Source organism: Pseudomonas sp. CC11G (assembly GCF_056174845.1).
The window spans coordinates 296,574-309,997 of sequence record NZ_JBWBZC010000005.1; the positions used below are offsets into that span (position 1 = coordinate 296,574).

The 13,424-nt window shown below is 57.9% G+C and carries 11 protein-coding genes and 3 pseudogenes; 10 read left to right on the forward strand and 4 right to left on the reverse strand.

Annotation, left to right across the window (positions count from 1 at the left end; translation table 11 throughout):
- The first annotated feature begins 13 nt into the window (after positions 1 to 13).
- From AC0V2S_RS09630 to AC0V2S_RS09645, 4 genes and pseudogenes are all read left to right on the forward strand, one after another.
- Positions 14 to 1,590, forward strand: a pseudogene (locus AC0V2S_RS09630) (sensor domain-containing diguanylate cyclase).
- A gap of 190 nt (positions 1,591 to 1,780) precedes the next feature.
- A complete protein-coding gene (locus AC0V2S_RS09635; protein WP_475509532.1) occupies positions 1,781 to 2,083 on the forward strand; it encodes a transposase in 303 nt (100 codons plus the stop codon).
- An 8-nt stretch (positions 2,084 to 2,091) separates the two neighbouring features.
- Positions 2,092 to 2,673, forward strand: a pseudogene (locus tag AC0V2S_RS09640) (IS3 family transposase); the annotation flags it as partial.
- A gap of 70 nt (positions 2,674 to 2,743) precedes the next feature.
- Positions 2,744 to 2,917: an integrase core domain-containing protein gene (locus AC0V2S_RS09645; RefSeq protein WP_475509585.1), complete on the forward strand. Its 174-nt coding sequence runs from the start codon at positions 2,744 to 2,746 to the stop codon at positions 2,915 to 2,917.
- A 72-nt stretch (positions 2,918 to 2,989) separates the two neighbouring features.
- Here the strand turns inward: AC0V2S_RS09645 and AC0V2S_RS09650 are convergent, their stop codons facing one another.
- From AC0V2S_RS09650 to AC0V2S_RS09660, 3 genes are all read right to left on the reverse strand, one after another.
- On the reverse strand, positions 2,990 to 3,250 hold the full coding sequence (locus tag AC0V2S_RS09650; protein ID WP_475509533.1) for a DUF3077 domain-containing protein: 261 nt from the start codon (positions 3,248 to 3,250) through the stop codon (positions 2,990 to 2,992).
- Between the two features lie 1,100 nt (positions 3,251 to 4,350).
- On the reverse strand, positions 4,351 to 5,220 hold the full coding sequence (locus AC0V2S_RS09655) for a DUF4238 domain-containing protein (RefSeq protein ID WP_475509534.1): 870 nt from the start codon (positions 5,218 to 5,220) through the stop codon (positions 4,351 to 4,353).
- A gap of 561 nt (positions 5,221 to 5,781) precedes the next feature.
- The gene (locus AC0V2S_RS09660) at positions 5,782 to 6,642 is read right to left on the reverse strand and encodes a LysR substrate-binding domain-containing protein (protein ID WP_475509535.1); all 861 of its coding nucleotides are present in this window, start codon (positions 6,640 to 6,642) and stop codon (positions 5,782 to 5,784) included.
- 100 nt (positions 6,643 to 6,742) lie between these two features.
- Between AC0V2S_RS09660 and AC0V2S_RS09665 the strand changes: the two genes are divergently transcribed.
- Entirely contained in the window at positions 6,743 to 7,846 is a 1,104-nt protein-coding gene (locus tag AC0V2S_RS09665; protein WP_475509536.1) for a 2-aminoethylphosphonate--pyruvate transaminase, read from the forward strand.
- A 27-nt stretch (positions 7,847 to 7,873) separates the two neighbouring features.
- A complete protein-coding gene (gene phnX / locus AC0V2S_RS09670) occupies positions 7,874 to 8,701 on the forward strand; it encodes a phosphonoacetaldehyde hydrolase (protein ID WP_475509537.1) in 828 nt (275 codons plus the stop codon).
- A gap of 88 nt (positions 8,702 to 8,789) precedes the next feature.
- On the opposite strand, the gene AC0V2S_RS09675 is transcribed toward phnX, so the two are convergent.
- The gene (locus tag AC0V2S_RS09675; protein ID WP_475509538.1) at positions 8,790 to 9,662 is read right to left on the reverse strand and encodes a LysR substrate-binding domain-containing protein; all 873 of its coding nucleotides are present in this window, start codon (positions 9,660 to 9,662) and stop codon (positions 8,790 to 8,792) included.
- Positions 9,663 to 9,773: 111 nt separating this feature from the next.
- On the opposite strand from AC0V2S_RS09675, the gene phnD reads away from it, so the two are divergent.
- The 4 genes and pseudogenes from phnD to psrA form a co-directional block, all read left to right on the forward strand.
- Positions 9,774 to 10,643 (forward strand): phosphonate ABC transporter substrate-binding protein, encoded by an 870-nt coding sequence (gene phnD / locus AC0V2S_RS09680; protein ID WP_475509539.1) that lies wholly within the window; start codon positions 9,774 to 9,776, stop codon positions 10,641 to 10,643.
- Positions 10,640 to 11,425, forward strand: coding sequence for a phosphonate ABC transporter ATP-binding protein (phnC, locus tag AC0V2S_RS09685; RefSeq protein WP_475509540.1), 786 nt, complete (start codon positions 10,640 to 10,642; stop codon positions 11,423 to 11,425). The genes phnD and phnC overlap by 4 nt, the downstream gene beginning before the upstream one ends.
- 13 nt (positions 11,426 to 11,438) lie before the next feature.
- On the forward strand, positions 11,439 to 12,257 hold the full coding sequence (phnE, locus tag AC0V2S_RS09690) for a phosphonate ABC transporter, permease protein PhnE (protein ID WP_475509541.1): 819 nt from the start codon (positions 11,439 to 11,441) through the stop codon (positions 12,255 to 12,257).
- A 70-nt stretch (positions 12,258 to 12,327) separates the two neighbouring features.
- Positions 12,328 to 13,395: pseudogene (gene psrA / locus AC0V2S_RS09695) on the forward strand (iron-containing alcohol dehydrogenase PsrA); the annotation flags it as partial.
- Positions 13,396 to 13,424 lie beyond the last annotated feature (29 nt).

Here is a 13,424-nt window from a genome sequence, read left to right on the forward strand (position 1 = left end):
ACAGGAGTAGCCCTTGGAAAAACCGACCCGATCGCAACGGCTCAAAGCTTTTCGCCCTGATCTGCGCTGGCTGATTCTCGGGTTTGTACTGCTGTCGGTACTGGCGACGTTGGGCAACAGCCTGATGGTGGCCAACCTCGTGCAGCGCGATACGCTTATCGAACAAGCGCTGGAAAGAAACCGCGCCTACGCCGCGAAAGTGGCCTCCAGCATCGGCGAGTTTCTCCAGTCCGCCCAACGCCGCCTGGCCTTTAGCGCCGACAAGTTAGGGCACCACTGGACCGACGCCGCCTGGCTACGCGCCGAAGCCGAACGCCTGCAAGGCCAAGACGACGACTTCAACTCCATCGCCATTGTCGACGCCTCCGGCCAAGTACTGGAGGCCTACCCCGATGCGGCGCAAATCACCCGCTCAAGCCCACACACCGAAGGCATCGAGTACGCGCTGAAGGCCCGCCAGCCCTTCGTCAGCTCGGCCTATATGTCGTCAGCCGGCAACTTGGTGGTGTTCGTCTCGCAACCCGTTTTCGACCCCGCCGGCACCTTTCTCGGCGTTATCGGCGGCTCGGTTTACCTGCGCAAAGAAAGCGCACTGCACACCCTGATCGGCCGCCACTTCTACCACGAAGGTACCTTCGCTTTTGTCGCCGACAGCAAACGCCAACTGCTCTACCACCCCGACGAAAAACGGATCGGCGAAACCCTCGACTGGAGCAAAACCGTCGACACCGCACTGCGCAAAGAAAGTGGCGCCATGGTGGTGCCCAACTACAAAGGCATCGCCATGCTCGCCGGCTACGCCTTCGTGCCCGAAGCCAACTGGGCCGTGGTGGCCCAGCAACCGCGCAACATCGCCCTGGAACCGCTGCGCAAACTGCGCCTGGAAATGCTCCTGGGGCTGCTCCCCGCCGGCCTTGTCGGCCTGATCGCCATCTGGGCCGGCACCCTGTACATCGCCCGGCCACTGCACCAACTCAGCACCATTGCCGAACACCTGGCCGCCCCGCACACCACCGAGCAGCTGCAACACGTAAACGCCTGGTACCGCGACGCCGCGGCCATTCGCCAGGCCCTGCTCAGCAGCGTGCAACTGCTGCAACAAAAACTCGGCCGTCTGAGCAAAGAAGCACAAAGCGACCCCCTCACCGGCCTGGCCAACCGCCGCGCCATGACCCAGTTGCTGGAACTGCTCGAACAAACCGGCCAGCCCTACGCCGTGCTGGCCTTGGACATCGACCACTTCAAACGCGTAAACGATACCTTCGGCCACGACGCCGGCGACGTGGCCCTGCGCGAGATCGCCGCCATCCTGCAAGAAAACTCCCGCAGCGGAGATTTGGCCTGCCGTGCCGGCGGGAAGAATTCACCCTGATATTGCCCGATGCCGAGCAAGCCACGGCAGCCGCCATTGCCGAGCGCATACGAGCGAGTATTGAAGTGCGAGAAGTGCCGACGGTTGGGCGGTTGACGGTGTCGATTGGAGTGGCGTGTCAGCAGCCAGGAACAGAAACGGCCGAGGCGGTGCTTAAGCAAGCGGATGAGCGTTTGTATCGGGCGAAGGAGGGGGGTAGGAATAGGGTGGAGGCGTAGTTGGACAGAGAACGTAAACCCTCCACCGTCGTGCCTGCGTAGGCGGGGACCCAGAATCTGGAGGGCGCCTCAGTTCGCGAAGGCATCCACGAAACAACGTCCATAAAGAAGGAGGCATAATGAACTGGCCTAATGATTTTGGACACCTCACTCGGGCGCTATGATGGCGCCCAAATCTGAGGTGTTTTGAATGCGTAAATCCTATTCAGGTGAGTTCAAGCTCAAGGCTGCCAGCATGGTGTTGGATGAAGGCCAGAGCGTCCCCGATGTCTGTACAAGCCTAGATATTGGGCCCACCGCATTGCGTCGCTGGATCGATCAGGTCCGCCAAGAGCGTTTAGGCTCGACCCCGTCTGGGGCCAAAGCGATTACGGCGGAACAGCTCGAAATCCAACAGCTCAAAGCCTTACTTAGGCAAAAAGACCTGGATATTGAAATCCTAAAAAAGGCTGGCGCTCTCCTGCTGCGGGACACCAACGGTCGTTCGCGCTGATCGAGCAGTTGGGTGAGCGTTTTTGCGTAAAGGATTGCTGTCGGGTGTTCGGGCTCAGTCGTAGTGGTTTTTACGCGTGGCGTAGGCGGCAGACCAAGGTGAATCTCAGACGAGAAAAGCTCAAATCCTTGCTGATCAATCATCACCGAGCCTCCAGAGCGTCGGCAGGCGCTCGAACCTTGGCCAAGGAGCTTCAAGCCAGAGGTCATCGTGTGGGCCGTTTTATGGCTCGCAGTCTGATGAGAGAAGCAGGCATTGTGAGCCGGCAACGCCGACGTCATAAGTACACATCATCTGGTGTGGAGTCGTTGGTGGCACCGCATGTACTTAAGCGAGCATTTGACGTTTCGGCGGCCAACCAAGTGTGGTGTGGTGACGTCACATACATCCAGGTGGGGAAGCGCTGGATGTACTTTGCAGCGGTTATGGACTTGTTTGCTCGCCGGATTGTGGGCTGGTCCTTCTCGATGGTTTCCGACGCCGAGTTGGTATGCGAGGCCTTGCGAATGGCGGCAGACCTAAGAGGCCGTCCTGATGGCGTACTGTTTCACTCAGACCAGGGTTGCCAATACACCAGTCATAAATTCAGAAATGAGCTGGCAAGGTATGGACACCGACAAAGCATGAGTCGTAAAGGCGAATGCTGGGACAAACGCTCCGATAGAACGTTTTTTTGGAAGCCTGAAGTCCGAGTGGGTGCCCGAAGCAGGCTACGCAACAGAATACGAAGCCCGGTTAGATGTGCAGCGCTACGTTACTCGCTACAACACCGCCAGGCTCCACAGCTACAACGGATATCAATCGCCAGTCATGAGAGAAAAACTCGCGGCGTGAAACCTTAACTGGTGTCCACTATTACTTGACCAGTTCATAAGCCCCCTTCATTGCACGCCAGACAAATCGCCCTTAAGACGCGGCGCCACCAGCTCCCTGCTTAGCCGAGTTGATCAACGCCTTGGCCATTTCACTCAGGGTCTGAATGATGGCCGCCTCCAGGCTTTTATTGATAAACGCATCTGCAGCGGCCAGCGACTCGACGTACAGCGTGAGGTCGGCGGCGCGTTCCAATGCTTCATCGATGGGCACGCCAGGGTTAACGGAAAACAGCGGGGCGGTTTCGACGTTGTCGAAGGTTTGGCGGGTGGTTACAGCGGTTGCTTTGTTCATAAGTTAAATCTCTTGTGTGATTGAAGAGTTACCTCCCTCCGCGGCCAAGCAGAAGGGAGGCAGCTGTACGCAGGTTGGCCGACCGGACACAAGAAACCCGGCACACCCGAAGGTGTCCCGCGCACAGCCGCCATAAAGCAGGCATAAAAAAAGCGCCTAACCCTTATAGCTGACGCTGACGCGTCTTGTGTCATAAACCGGCGGCCAAGCCGGCGTCGCTGAAGATTCAGCGAGGGAAACTGTAGGCCAGGAGCGGGATTAAAAATGTCGGCTGCGGCGGGGAAATGCGAAGGATGTATGCCGTGAAATTGGCTCGAAACGCACTAGAGGAGAATTCGTAGGATGGGTAGAGCCGAAGGCGAAACCCATAGATTGCCTGGACGAAGTCGTAGTCTTTGTTGGAGTGGCAAAAGCGGGAGTGAGTACGCTCTGCTTATATAAGCTCCAGTCGGTAACGCATTGGTTGCTCAAGGAGGGGGGAGTGGAAGGGGTATCAGTAGACATCATATTGGTGGGCGGAGGTGTATTGCTGCTCATCGTGGCAATTCTGGGCGGCGATATAAAAACCAAGCTCGGGAGTATCCCTCCGGTGACAGGGGCTCCTCGCGTTATAGCTGGTTTCGCTGGTACTGCTTTACTTGGGCTTTGGATGCTAGGCAGTGACGGCAGAAATGTTAGGCCTACTGCTGATGAAGCAGCTTTACTGGTGCGGCGTACCGCTTTATCTGCTACTGCCTCTGAACACTGGACTCTGAGGTTCGATGGTACTCCAGGGGGGACGATTGACCTCCCGTCGGGGGCGACCGAGCGCACGTTAAAAGTTACGGTCCCCAGAGGTGCGGTTAACTATGAGATCACTGGTACGGTTGATAGCGGCTGGATATATGAGATTCGCAGCACCGGGAAATTAATTGCGGTGGACGGTGCGAGTTATCGATTGGAAGCAAGGATTTCGTTTGACGATCAGTATGCGGAGCTCGTACGGGACTGAGATGTGTTTCTTCGCTTTTTCTGCACAGAAAAGGGGAGGGTTTATTACTAGGCTCTGAATTACAGCGGTTAAATAAGTCTATCCCCTTTTCCTGTCCCCTTTTCCTCCCCTATTGACTCGAGAGAAAGTGTTGCATGGCTTTCGAGTATTTTATGTAATGGCTGTCCTCTATTGGGGTGTGCGAAATTATGTATTTCTTAGAACGCTTAATTGTAGAAATACTGTACATGATTGCGATCTTATTAAAAAAATCCTTGTCATAATACGATGAGTCTTTATATATGATTAGCAAGGATTTCGGTGATAGTGCTAGAGCTAGCATAGCTATGGGTTCATCATTCCAATTATCACCGTTGATCCATAGTGGAGAGTCGCCGATAATATAGTGGTCATTTGGGATATTGTTTAGACTTATAGTGGTCCACAGCATTTTTGAAAGCTCTGTGGCTAGGGATTTGTCAAGTAATCTCCGTGCCATGAGGCTAAGTATTTCATTGTGCTTAAGGGTATCAAAATCTATTCCGGTGGCTTCTAGATTTTTGATAAGTATTAGATTCTCGGTCATGTCGATATCGTTTACGATTTTTCTATATTTTTCCAGTTGTTTGGGGTTTCTCTCAATTAAAGAGTTAATAAATAAAGAGAATGTTAGTTTGTCATCTACGCTTAGCGAGGATGCACCTTTTTCTAAAATTATCTCATAAACAAGTTTTGCGTCATTGTCAATTTTGGAGAGTAATTGGCTTTCGATTTCGTCAGACTCCGCACCTAGCCAGTCTGCAGCGGCTCTTAAGGAGTACAGGTTAAACTCAAAAGCGACTGATTTCGGAGCGCCTCTTCTGTGGTTGATTTCTCCGATCTTATTTCTGTGGTAGATGAAGAGTTTTCCACTTTCTTTTGTCCAGCTCTTGAGATAAAACTCAGGGATAAAGTGATGGCGTTTTGATGTATTAATTTTATGTGTTTTTGGCGGTTGCATAGAAGTGGCATTCAACTGGTTTAGCGAGCAAAAAGACGCAGAGCGAAAAGCAGAAAAATTATTTCTTTCAAAAGGAGATTCCGTGACTAGTCAATTGGCCTGTAGCCACCCCTACTAGAAAAAGCAAAGAAGCTACGGTTTGCCAAGTGTTCTTTATAATGTTAGAGGGTCTAACAGACTGGTGGTTCACATACCTAAGTTCATCTAAGTCACCTTTAAGTCTTTTTATGCTTGATCCCCAAGATATTGATATCAGGATCAAGCTCATCAAAGCGAATTGCGTCGGATTTTTGGTGCCCAGAGACCCTAGGCCAAGAGAGAAGCCAAGCACTCCCAAGATTTGATTTGTAGTGTCAAAATACTGCTGGGCGGAGTCTGCTTTCTTCTTGAAATATTCATCAACGCGTTCGGAGTATGTGGGGATAGTCAAAGTTTCACCTTTGAAGCAAGTTAATGTTGTTATATTTGGCTAGAGCCTTTGTCGAATATAAGTTGCAAGATTAATCTTTGCAACGTCGAGAGACTGGCCAGTGGCGCCAGAAATAAAATTTCTATCTGTGTTCAACTCTCCGAGCCACCCATCCCCAAAAACGCCGCAATCAACCGCGACTCCACCCTTCTCTCCAAACACCCCAACATATGCCGATTCGTCAGCCCATCGCCCACCAGCGGCACCGCCACCACCCGTGGGTCGTGGCTTAGCTCTACTGACGACACAATCCCAATCCCCAAATCCGCAGCCACTGCCTCGGTCACCGCTTCCCGACTATCCAGTTCCAACAACACCCGCGGTTGCACGCCGGCTTGTTCGCACGCCTGGTTGAATGTGCGTCGGGTAATCGAGCTGGGTTCGCGCAGCACCATGATTTGTTGATCGAGTTGCTTGAGGTCGATGCGCTTGCCGGCCAGCGGGTGCCCGGCAGGCACCAGTGCGCAGATCTGCGACGGAGACATCTCTTGCAGGTGCAGGCCTTTGCGCGGTTCCACTTCGGTCATCACGGCCACGTCGGCGTGTTCGGAGAGCAGGGCGGCGAGGGTTTCCTGGGCGTTGCCCAGGCGCAGGTTTACGACTACGCCGGGGTATTTGGCGCGTAGGCGGGCGATCATCGGCATTACCCGGTGCGGGCCGTCGGCGGCTACTTCGAGGCGGCCGGTGAGCAGTTGGCGGTTGGCTTCGAGCAGCACCTGGGCTTCTTCCACCAGGCCGAACATGGCGCGGGTGATCGCGGCCAGGCGGGTGCCTTCTTCGGTGAGTTCTACGCGGCGCGCGGTGCGCCGTAGCAGGGTGATCTGGTAGTGCTCTTCGAGCATTTTTACGTGCCCGGTTACGGCCGGTTGGCTGATGAACAGGCGGGCGGCGGCGCGGGTAAAACTGCCTTCGCGGGCGACGGCGTCGAAGGCGCGGAGTTGGAACAGGTTCATATCGGCGGCACTTATGGCTGGGATAACAACAAACAATTTGATTGATGGTTGGCCCGATTGCAACCTGTGCCTCGCTTCCAGCCACCGCCGCGAGAACGTTATGAACCCGACTGCGCCAATCCTGCTCACGCCAGGCCCACTCACTACTTCTGCCCGCACCCGCAATGCGATGCTGATGGATTGGGGCTCCTGGGACCGCGATTTCAATCAGATGACCGCCAGCGTGCGGGAACAATTGCTGGCCATCATCCATGGCCAGGCCAGCCATTACTGCGTGCCGTTGCAGGGCAGTGGCACCTTTGCAGTGGAGGCGGCCATCGGCACCCTGGTGCCGCGCGACGGCAAGGTGTTGGTGTTGGTGAACGGCGCGTATGGCCAGCGCCTGGCGAAAATCTGCAAGGTGTTGGGCCGTGCGTTCAGCACCTTTGAAACAGCGGAAGACCAGCCCACCACCGGCGCCGATGTGGACCGTCTGCTTAGCGCCGACAGCGCCATTACCCATGTGGCGTTGATTCATTGCGAAACCAGCACGGGCATTCTCAACCCGCTGGCGGACATCGCCCAGGTGGTGGCCAGCCATGGCAAGCGCTTGATCATCGATGCCATGAGTTCGTTCGGCGCCTTGCCGATCGATGCCCGGGAAGTGCCGTTTGATGCCTTGATTGCCGCCTCGGGCAAATGCCTGGAAGGCGTGCCGGGCATGGGCTTTGTGTTTGCGAAAAAGCAGGCGCTGGACCTGGCCGAAGGCAACAGCAATTCGCTGGCCATGGACCTCTACGACCAGCATGTGTACATGGCCAAAACCGGCCAGTGGCGCTTTACCCCGCCGACCCATGTGGTGGCCGCCTTGCACGAGGCGCTGTTGCAGTACGCCGAGGAGGGCGGGTTGGCCGCTCGCCAGGGGCGGTATCAGGGCAATTGCCAGACGTTGCTCGAAGGCATGCAGCAACTCGGTTTGCGCAGCTTTATTCCGGCAGCGATTCAGGCGCCGATCATCGTCACCTTTCATGCGCCAGACAGCCCGAACTATGAGTTCAAGGCCTTCTACGAGCGGGTGAAGGCCAAGGGTTTCATTCTGTATCCGGGCAAGTTGACTCAGGTGGAAACCTTCCGCGTGGGCTGCATTGGCTGCGTGGATAGCCACGGGATGCAAGGCGCCGTGGATGCGATCGGCCAAGCGCTGCACGAGATGAATGCGCTGTAAATCGACCTTTAATTCGGAAGCCTTTTTATGAACTACAACACCCCGCAAAAAACCCAGGCCGTGATTCTTGACTGGGCTGGCACCGTGGTCGATTTCGGCTCGTTTGCGCCGACGCAGATTTTTGTCGAGGCCTTTGCCGAGTTCGATGTGCAGGTGACGATCGAAGAAGCCCGTGGGCCGATGGGCATGGGCAAGTGGGACCATATCCGCACGCTGTGCGATATCCCGGCGATCAGCGCGCGCTATAAAAAAACCTTTGGCCGCACGCCTACTGATGATGACGTGACGGCGATTTACAACCGGTTTATGCCGCTGCAAATCGAGAAAATTGCGCTGCATTCGGCGTTGATTCCGGGGGCGCTGCAAACCATTACCGGGCTGCGTGAGCAGGGGTTGAAAATTGGCTCGTGCTCGGGGTATCCGGCGGTGGTGATGGCCAAGGTGGTGGAGTTGGCTAAGCAGAATGGCTATGTCGCGGACCACGTGGTGGCGACCGATGAGGTGCCCAATGGCCGGCCGTATCCTGCGCAGGCGCTGGCTAACGTGATTGCCTTGGGCATCGACGATGTGGCCAGTTGCGTGAAGGTGGACGACACCACGCCGGGCATTCTCGAAGGGCGCAGCGCCGGCATGTGGACAGTGGCGCTGGTGTGTTCGGGGAATGCGCTGGGGCTGACGTATGAGCAGTATCAGGCGTTGGAGCCGGAGACGTTGGCGGCCGAGCGCAAGCGTATTCAGGCGTTGTTTGCCGGCTCCAAGCCGCATTACCTGATCGACACCATCAACGATTTGCCGCAAGTGATCGCCGACATCAATCGGCGGTTGGCCGCGGGAGAAATGCCGCAAGCGAGTTGATGCGTTTGCAGGTCTGGCCAATCGAGGCTAACCGGAGCGCCGGACCGGCCTCTCCCACAAGGGCTCACCGTCCATTGTGGGAGAGGCTTTAGCCTCGATGCTCTTGATCTTGCGCGATATCAAAAAACGACGAAATCAATCGACTACTACGCCGCTCCGCCAAGCAGTACAAATACGTTTCCGTATGCACCGGTTCCCCCTCAATCCGAATCGCCCGCAGCCGTGGGTCGGCGATAAATTCGGCTTCGGACACGGCGCCAATCCCTATTCCGCGCACCACCGCCTCACGCAGCGCTTCGCGGCTGCCTATCTCCATCGCTTTGCGCGGCGTTACGCCGGCATCGGCCAGCGCGCGCTCCAGGGCGAGGCGGGTGGTGGAGCCGGTTTCCCGTTGCAGTAGCGGCTGATTTTCCAGCTCTTGCAGGCGCACGCTTTCGCGGTTGGCGAAGGGGTGGTCGGCGTTGGTAAACAGAATGATGGCGTGACGGGCGTAGTGCACGGCGCACAGGCTGGGGTCGTCGTGGCGGCCGGCGAGTACGGCGATATCGGTGGCGTATTGCTCAAGGTCGGCCAGCACTTGCGCGGAGTTGCCGACGCGAATGGAAACGTCGATTCGCGGGTAGCGCTGGCGGTAGTGGTCGACCATCTCGATCACATGAAACGGCCCCACGGCGCCGAGCTTCAGTTGGCCGCTGTCGAGCCGGCCGGAGTCGTGCAGCAGGTTGTTGGCTTCCAGTTCCAGCAGCGCCATGCGCTGGGCAATCGGCAGAAGTTGTTGGCCAACATCCGAAAGCTCGATGCGCCGCCCTTTGCGGTGGAACAGCTCCACGTTGTATTGGCGCTCCAGCTGTTGCACCTGGGTGGTCAGGGTGGGCTGGCTCAGGCCCAGGGCGCGGGCGCCGGCGCTAAAGCTGCCGTGCCGGGCTACGGCGAGAAAGGCGCGAATACGGGCGGTCGACATCCATAGGTCCTATCAATAGTCATTCGATAAAACCCATATTGAATTGATCGTATGACTGTCACGTGACGTTTCTAAATTGTGCGTACTCCAACCACAACTGCTGGAAATGTCATGACCTCCATTGCCTCGCTCCTCCGTATTGCCGGTTTCGCGTTGTTGCCGTTGCTGTGCATTGGTAACGCCCAAGCGGCGGATAAATTGCGCATCGGCCTGATCCCGTCCGAAGACTCCCAAGCCATGATCGAGAGCAGCAAGCTGGTGCTCGATAACCTTGAAAAACAAGTCGGCATGCCGGTCGAGCCGTTCGTGGCCACCGACTACAACGGCATCATCGAGGCACTGCGCGCTGGCAAGCTGGACGTCGCCTACCTCGGCCCATTCTCGTATGTGCTGGCCACCTCGGTAGCAGACGTTGAAGCCTTCGCCGTAGCCGTTACCCAGAAGACTCACCAGAGCGCGTACAAGAGCCTGATCATCACCCGCAAAGACAGCAGCATCAAAGACCTCGCCGACCTGCAGGGCCACACCTTCGCCTTCGTAGACCCAAGCTCGGCGTCCGGCCACCTGTTCCCGAAAGCGGGCCTGGAGAAAGCCGGCTACAACCCGGAAAAACTGTTTTCGCGGGTGATTTTCTCCGGCTCGCATGACGCCAGCATCCTCGCTGTCGCCAACGGCAAGGTCGACGCCGCCGCCGTCGCGGACCGCATTCTGGCCGGCGCTATCGCCAAAGATATCGTCAAGCAAGACGACTTCCGCGTGGTGTGGACTTCGCAGCCAATCCCTGAGTCGCCGATGGTATGGCGCAAGGCGCTGGACCCTGAGCTGAAGAAGAAAATCGCCACCGCATTGGCTGGCATGAAAGACGTGCCATGGGGCGACCAGGGCCAGCTCGACGGCTTCCAGAAAACCGACGACGCCGCTTACAACGTGGTGCGTGAAACCGCCAAGGTGCTGAACCTTGATCTGAAGGGCATGAAATGATCAGCGTCCGTCAACTGACCAAGCAGTACGGCAGTAATGCCGTGCTGCGCGGCATCGACCTCGACATCGCACCGGGTGAATTTGTGGTGATTCTCGGCCAGTCCGGCGCCGGTAAATCCACCTTGCTGCGTTGCATGAACCGCCTGGTGCAGGCCGATGCCGGCACGTTGACGGTCGCCGGCATGGATGCCATCGCTTGCCGCGACACCCGCGCCCTGCGCCAACAAGTGGCGATGATTTTCCAGCACCACAATGTGGTGCCGCGCTTGTCGGTGTTGAAGAACGTGCTGACCGGCCGCCTCGGCGCGGTCAGCACCCTGGCGTCGGTGTTGCAACTGTTTCGCCGCGAAGATATCGACCTGGCGATGGAGTGTTTGCAACGTGTGGAGCTGGCGCACAAAGCCCAGCAACGCACCGATTCATTGTCGGGCGGGCAGATGCAGCGCGTGGGCATTGCCCGCGCTCTGGCCCAAAGGCCGAAGGTGATTCTGGCCGACGAACCGGTGGCCAGCCTGGACCCGAAAACCTCGCGCCTGGTGCTGCAATACCTGCGCGATGCAACCCGCGAACTGGGCATCACCGTGGTGTGCAACCTGCACCAGGTGGACTACGCCCGCGAATTTGGTGACCGCATCGTGGGCCTGGCCCATGGGCGCATGGTGTACGACGGCGGCCCGGATGGGCTGACCGACGACGTACTGCACCGCATCTACCCCGGCCAAGAGCCCGAGGCAGAAGGCGAGCCGGCAACGGCGGGCTTGCAGGTGCGTTATGCCAATTAACAGGAGTGACGCCATGCAGGCGCGTAAATACCTCTGGACCGTCGACACGCCACAAAGCGCCCGTGGCTGGTTGGGCACGGCGGCGTTGGTACTGGCCGTGGTGATGGTGCTGCACTGGAGCGCCCAGGGCGCGCAGCTGAGCCTCAGCGAATTGGCCAACGGCCTGCCGCAGATTGCCGACTTCCTCAGCCGCACCATGCCGCCGAACCTGAGCATTCTGCCGCGCCTGTGGGGGCCGGCGGTGGAGACGCTGCAGATTGCCTTATGGGGCACGTTGCTCGGGGTGATTCTGGCGGTGCCGCTGTCGTTTCTGGCGGCGCGCAACCTGTGCCGCAACCCGGTGCTGTACCACGGCACCCGGCAGTTTTTGAACATTACCCGCAGCATCAACGAGCTGATTGTTGCGCTGATTTTTGTGTCGGCCGTGGGCTTGGGGCCGTTCCCCGGTGTGCTGGCGTTGGCCATCCATGGCCTGGGCATGCTCGGCAAGTTTTTCGCCGAGAGCATCGAGGAAATCGACCAGGGCCCGATCGAAGCCTTGCAGGCCACCGGTGCCCGGCCGTTGCAGGTGATTGTGTTCGGCGTACTGCCGCAGGTACTCACCGCCTGGATTGCCGTGGTGCTGTACCGCTTCGAAGTGAACCTGCGCTCGGCCACGGTGCTCGGCATGGTCGGTGCTGGCGGGTTGGGCTTTGAGTTGGTGAGCAGCCTGAAGCTGTTCAAGTACACCGAGACAGCCACCTGCATCATCGTGATCACCGTGATGGTGGTCGCCGCCGACACGATCTCCAGCCGCCTGCGCAATGCGATTCAGCGCGGCACCAGCCACTAGTTCGTTTCATTCTTTTTTTGCCCGGCGCAGGCCGGGCAGGGCGGTGCTCGCCCGTGTGTCAGGAGTTGCCATGATTTCCCGTTTTTTTAACCCGGTCGACACCCGCTTTGGTTGGGGCAGCCTTGAACAGCTGGCCAGCCTGACCGAAGGCCAACGTGTAGCCCTGGTGACCTTTCCCGAAGCCCGCGGCCTGGGCTTGGTGGACCGTATTCAAGCGTTGCTCGGCGAGCGTCTGGTGTATGTGATTGAAGACGTGCAGCCCAACCCCGATGTGGCGCACTTGCGCAGTACCTATGAGCAGTTTTGGCAGCAAGTCGGTGAGTGCGACACGGTGATTGCGGTCGGCGGCGGCAGCGCCATCGACACCGCCAAGGCGCTGATCGTCGGCACCGAGCGCGGTAGTTTTGATGACCTGCTGGCCTTGCTCGCCAGCGGCAAACCCTTTGTGCCGGCGCGCTGCAAATGCCTGATCGCCGCGCCGACCACAGCCGGCACCGGCAGCGAAGTCACGCCGTGGGCGACCATCTGGGATACCGAGCAGCAGAAGAAATACTCGCTGCATCTGGATTGCACCTGGCCCAGCGTGGCGTTAATCGACCCCGAGTTGATGGTGACAGTGCCTAAGGGCGTGACGGTGTCCACCGGTTTGGACGCGTTGTCCCACGCGCTGGAAGCGATCTGGAACCACAACGCCAATCCGATTTCCGACACCTTTGCCGTGTCCGCCATCGAAGACATTCTGGAGTGCCTGCCCAAGCTGCAGCACGACCTCGGTAGCCGCGAACTGCGCAGCCGCATGGCGCTGGCCGCGCTAAAGGCCGGCATGGCGTTTTCCAATACCAAGACGGCACTGGCCCATTCCATTTCCTACGAAATGACCCTGCGCCACGGCGTGCCCCACGGCATCGCCTGCTCGTTCACCTTGCCGCTGGTATTGGGCTTGGCCTGGGGCCAGGACGCTGAACGCGACCGCACCTTGCAACGCGTATTTGGCAGCGACCTTAACCAGGCCCAGGCATGGCTGCGCACGTTCCTGCATAGCCTCTCGGTAAAAACCGAATTCGCCGACTACGGCGTGAGTGCCGAACAAGCGCAAACGTTGCTCGACGACGCCATCAAAGGCGCGCGCGGGCAGAATTTATCGGCTCCACCACTGCTATTACCGCC

Excerpts from the sequence above, each read along its gene's own strand:
- AC0V2S_RS09635 (WP_475509532.1), top strand. The coding sequence starts at position 1,781 with ATGCGTAAATCCTATTCAGGTGAGTTCAAGCTCAAGGCTGCCAGCATG.
- AC0V2S_RS09650 (WP_475509533.1), bottom strand. The coding sequence starts at position 3,250 with ATGAACAAAGCAACCGCTGTAACCACCCGCCAAACCTTCGACAACGTC.
- AC0V2S_RS09655 (WP_475509534.1), bottom strand. The coding sequence starts at position 5,220 with ATGCAACCGCCAAAAACACATAAAATTAATACATCAAAACGCCATCAC.
- AC0V2S_RS09660 (WP_475509535.1), bottom strand. The coding sequence starts at position 6,642 with ATGAACCTGTTCCAACTCCGCGCCTTCGACGCCGTCGCCCGCGAAGGC.
- AC0V2S_RS09665 (WP_475509536.1), top strand. The coding sequence starts at position 6,743 with ATGAACCCGACTGCGCCAATCCTGCTCACGCCAGGCCCACTCACTACT.
- phnX (WP_475509537.1), top strand. The coding sequence starts at position 7,874 with ATGAACTACAACACCCCGCAAAAAACCCAGGCCGTGATTCTTGACTGG.
- AC0V2S_RS09675 (WP_475509538.1), bottom strand. The coding sequence starts at position 9,662 with ATGTCGACCGCCCGTATTCGCGCCTTTCTCGCCGTAGCCCGGCACGGC.
- phnD (WP_475509539.1), top strand. The coding sequence starts at position 9,774 with ATGACCTCCATTGCCTCGCTCCTCCGTATTGCCGGTTTCGCGTTGTTG.
- phnC (WP_475509540.1), top strand. The coding sequence starts at position 10,640 with ATGATCAGCGTCCGTCAACTGACCAAGCAGTACGGCAGTAATGCCGTG.
- phnE (WP_475509541.1), top strand. The coding sequence starts at position 11,439 with ATGCAGGCGCGTAAATACCTCTGGACCGTCGACACGCCACAAAGCGCC.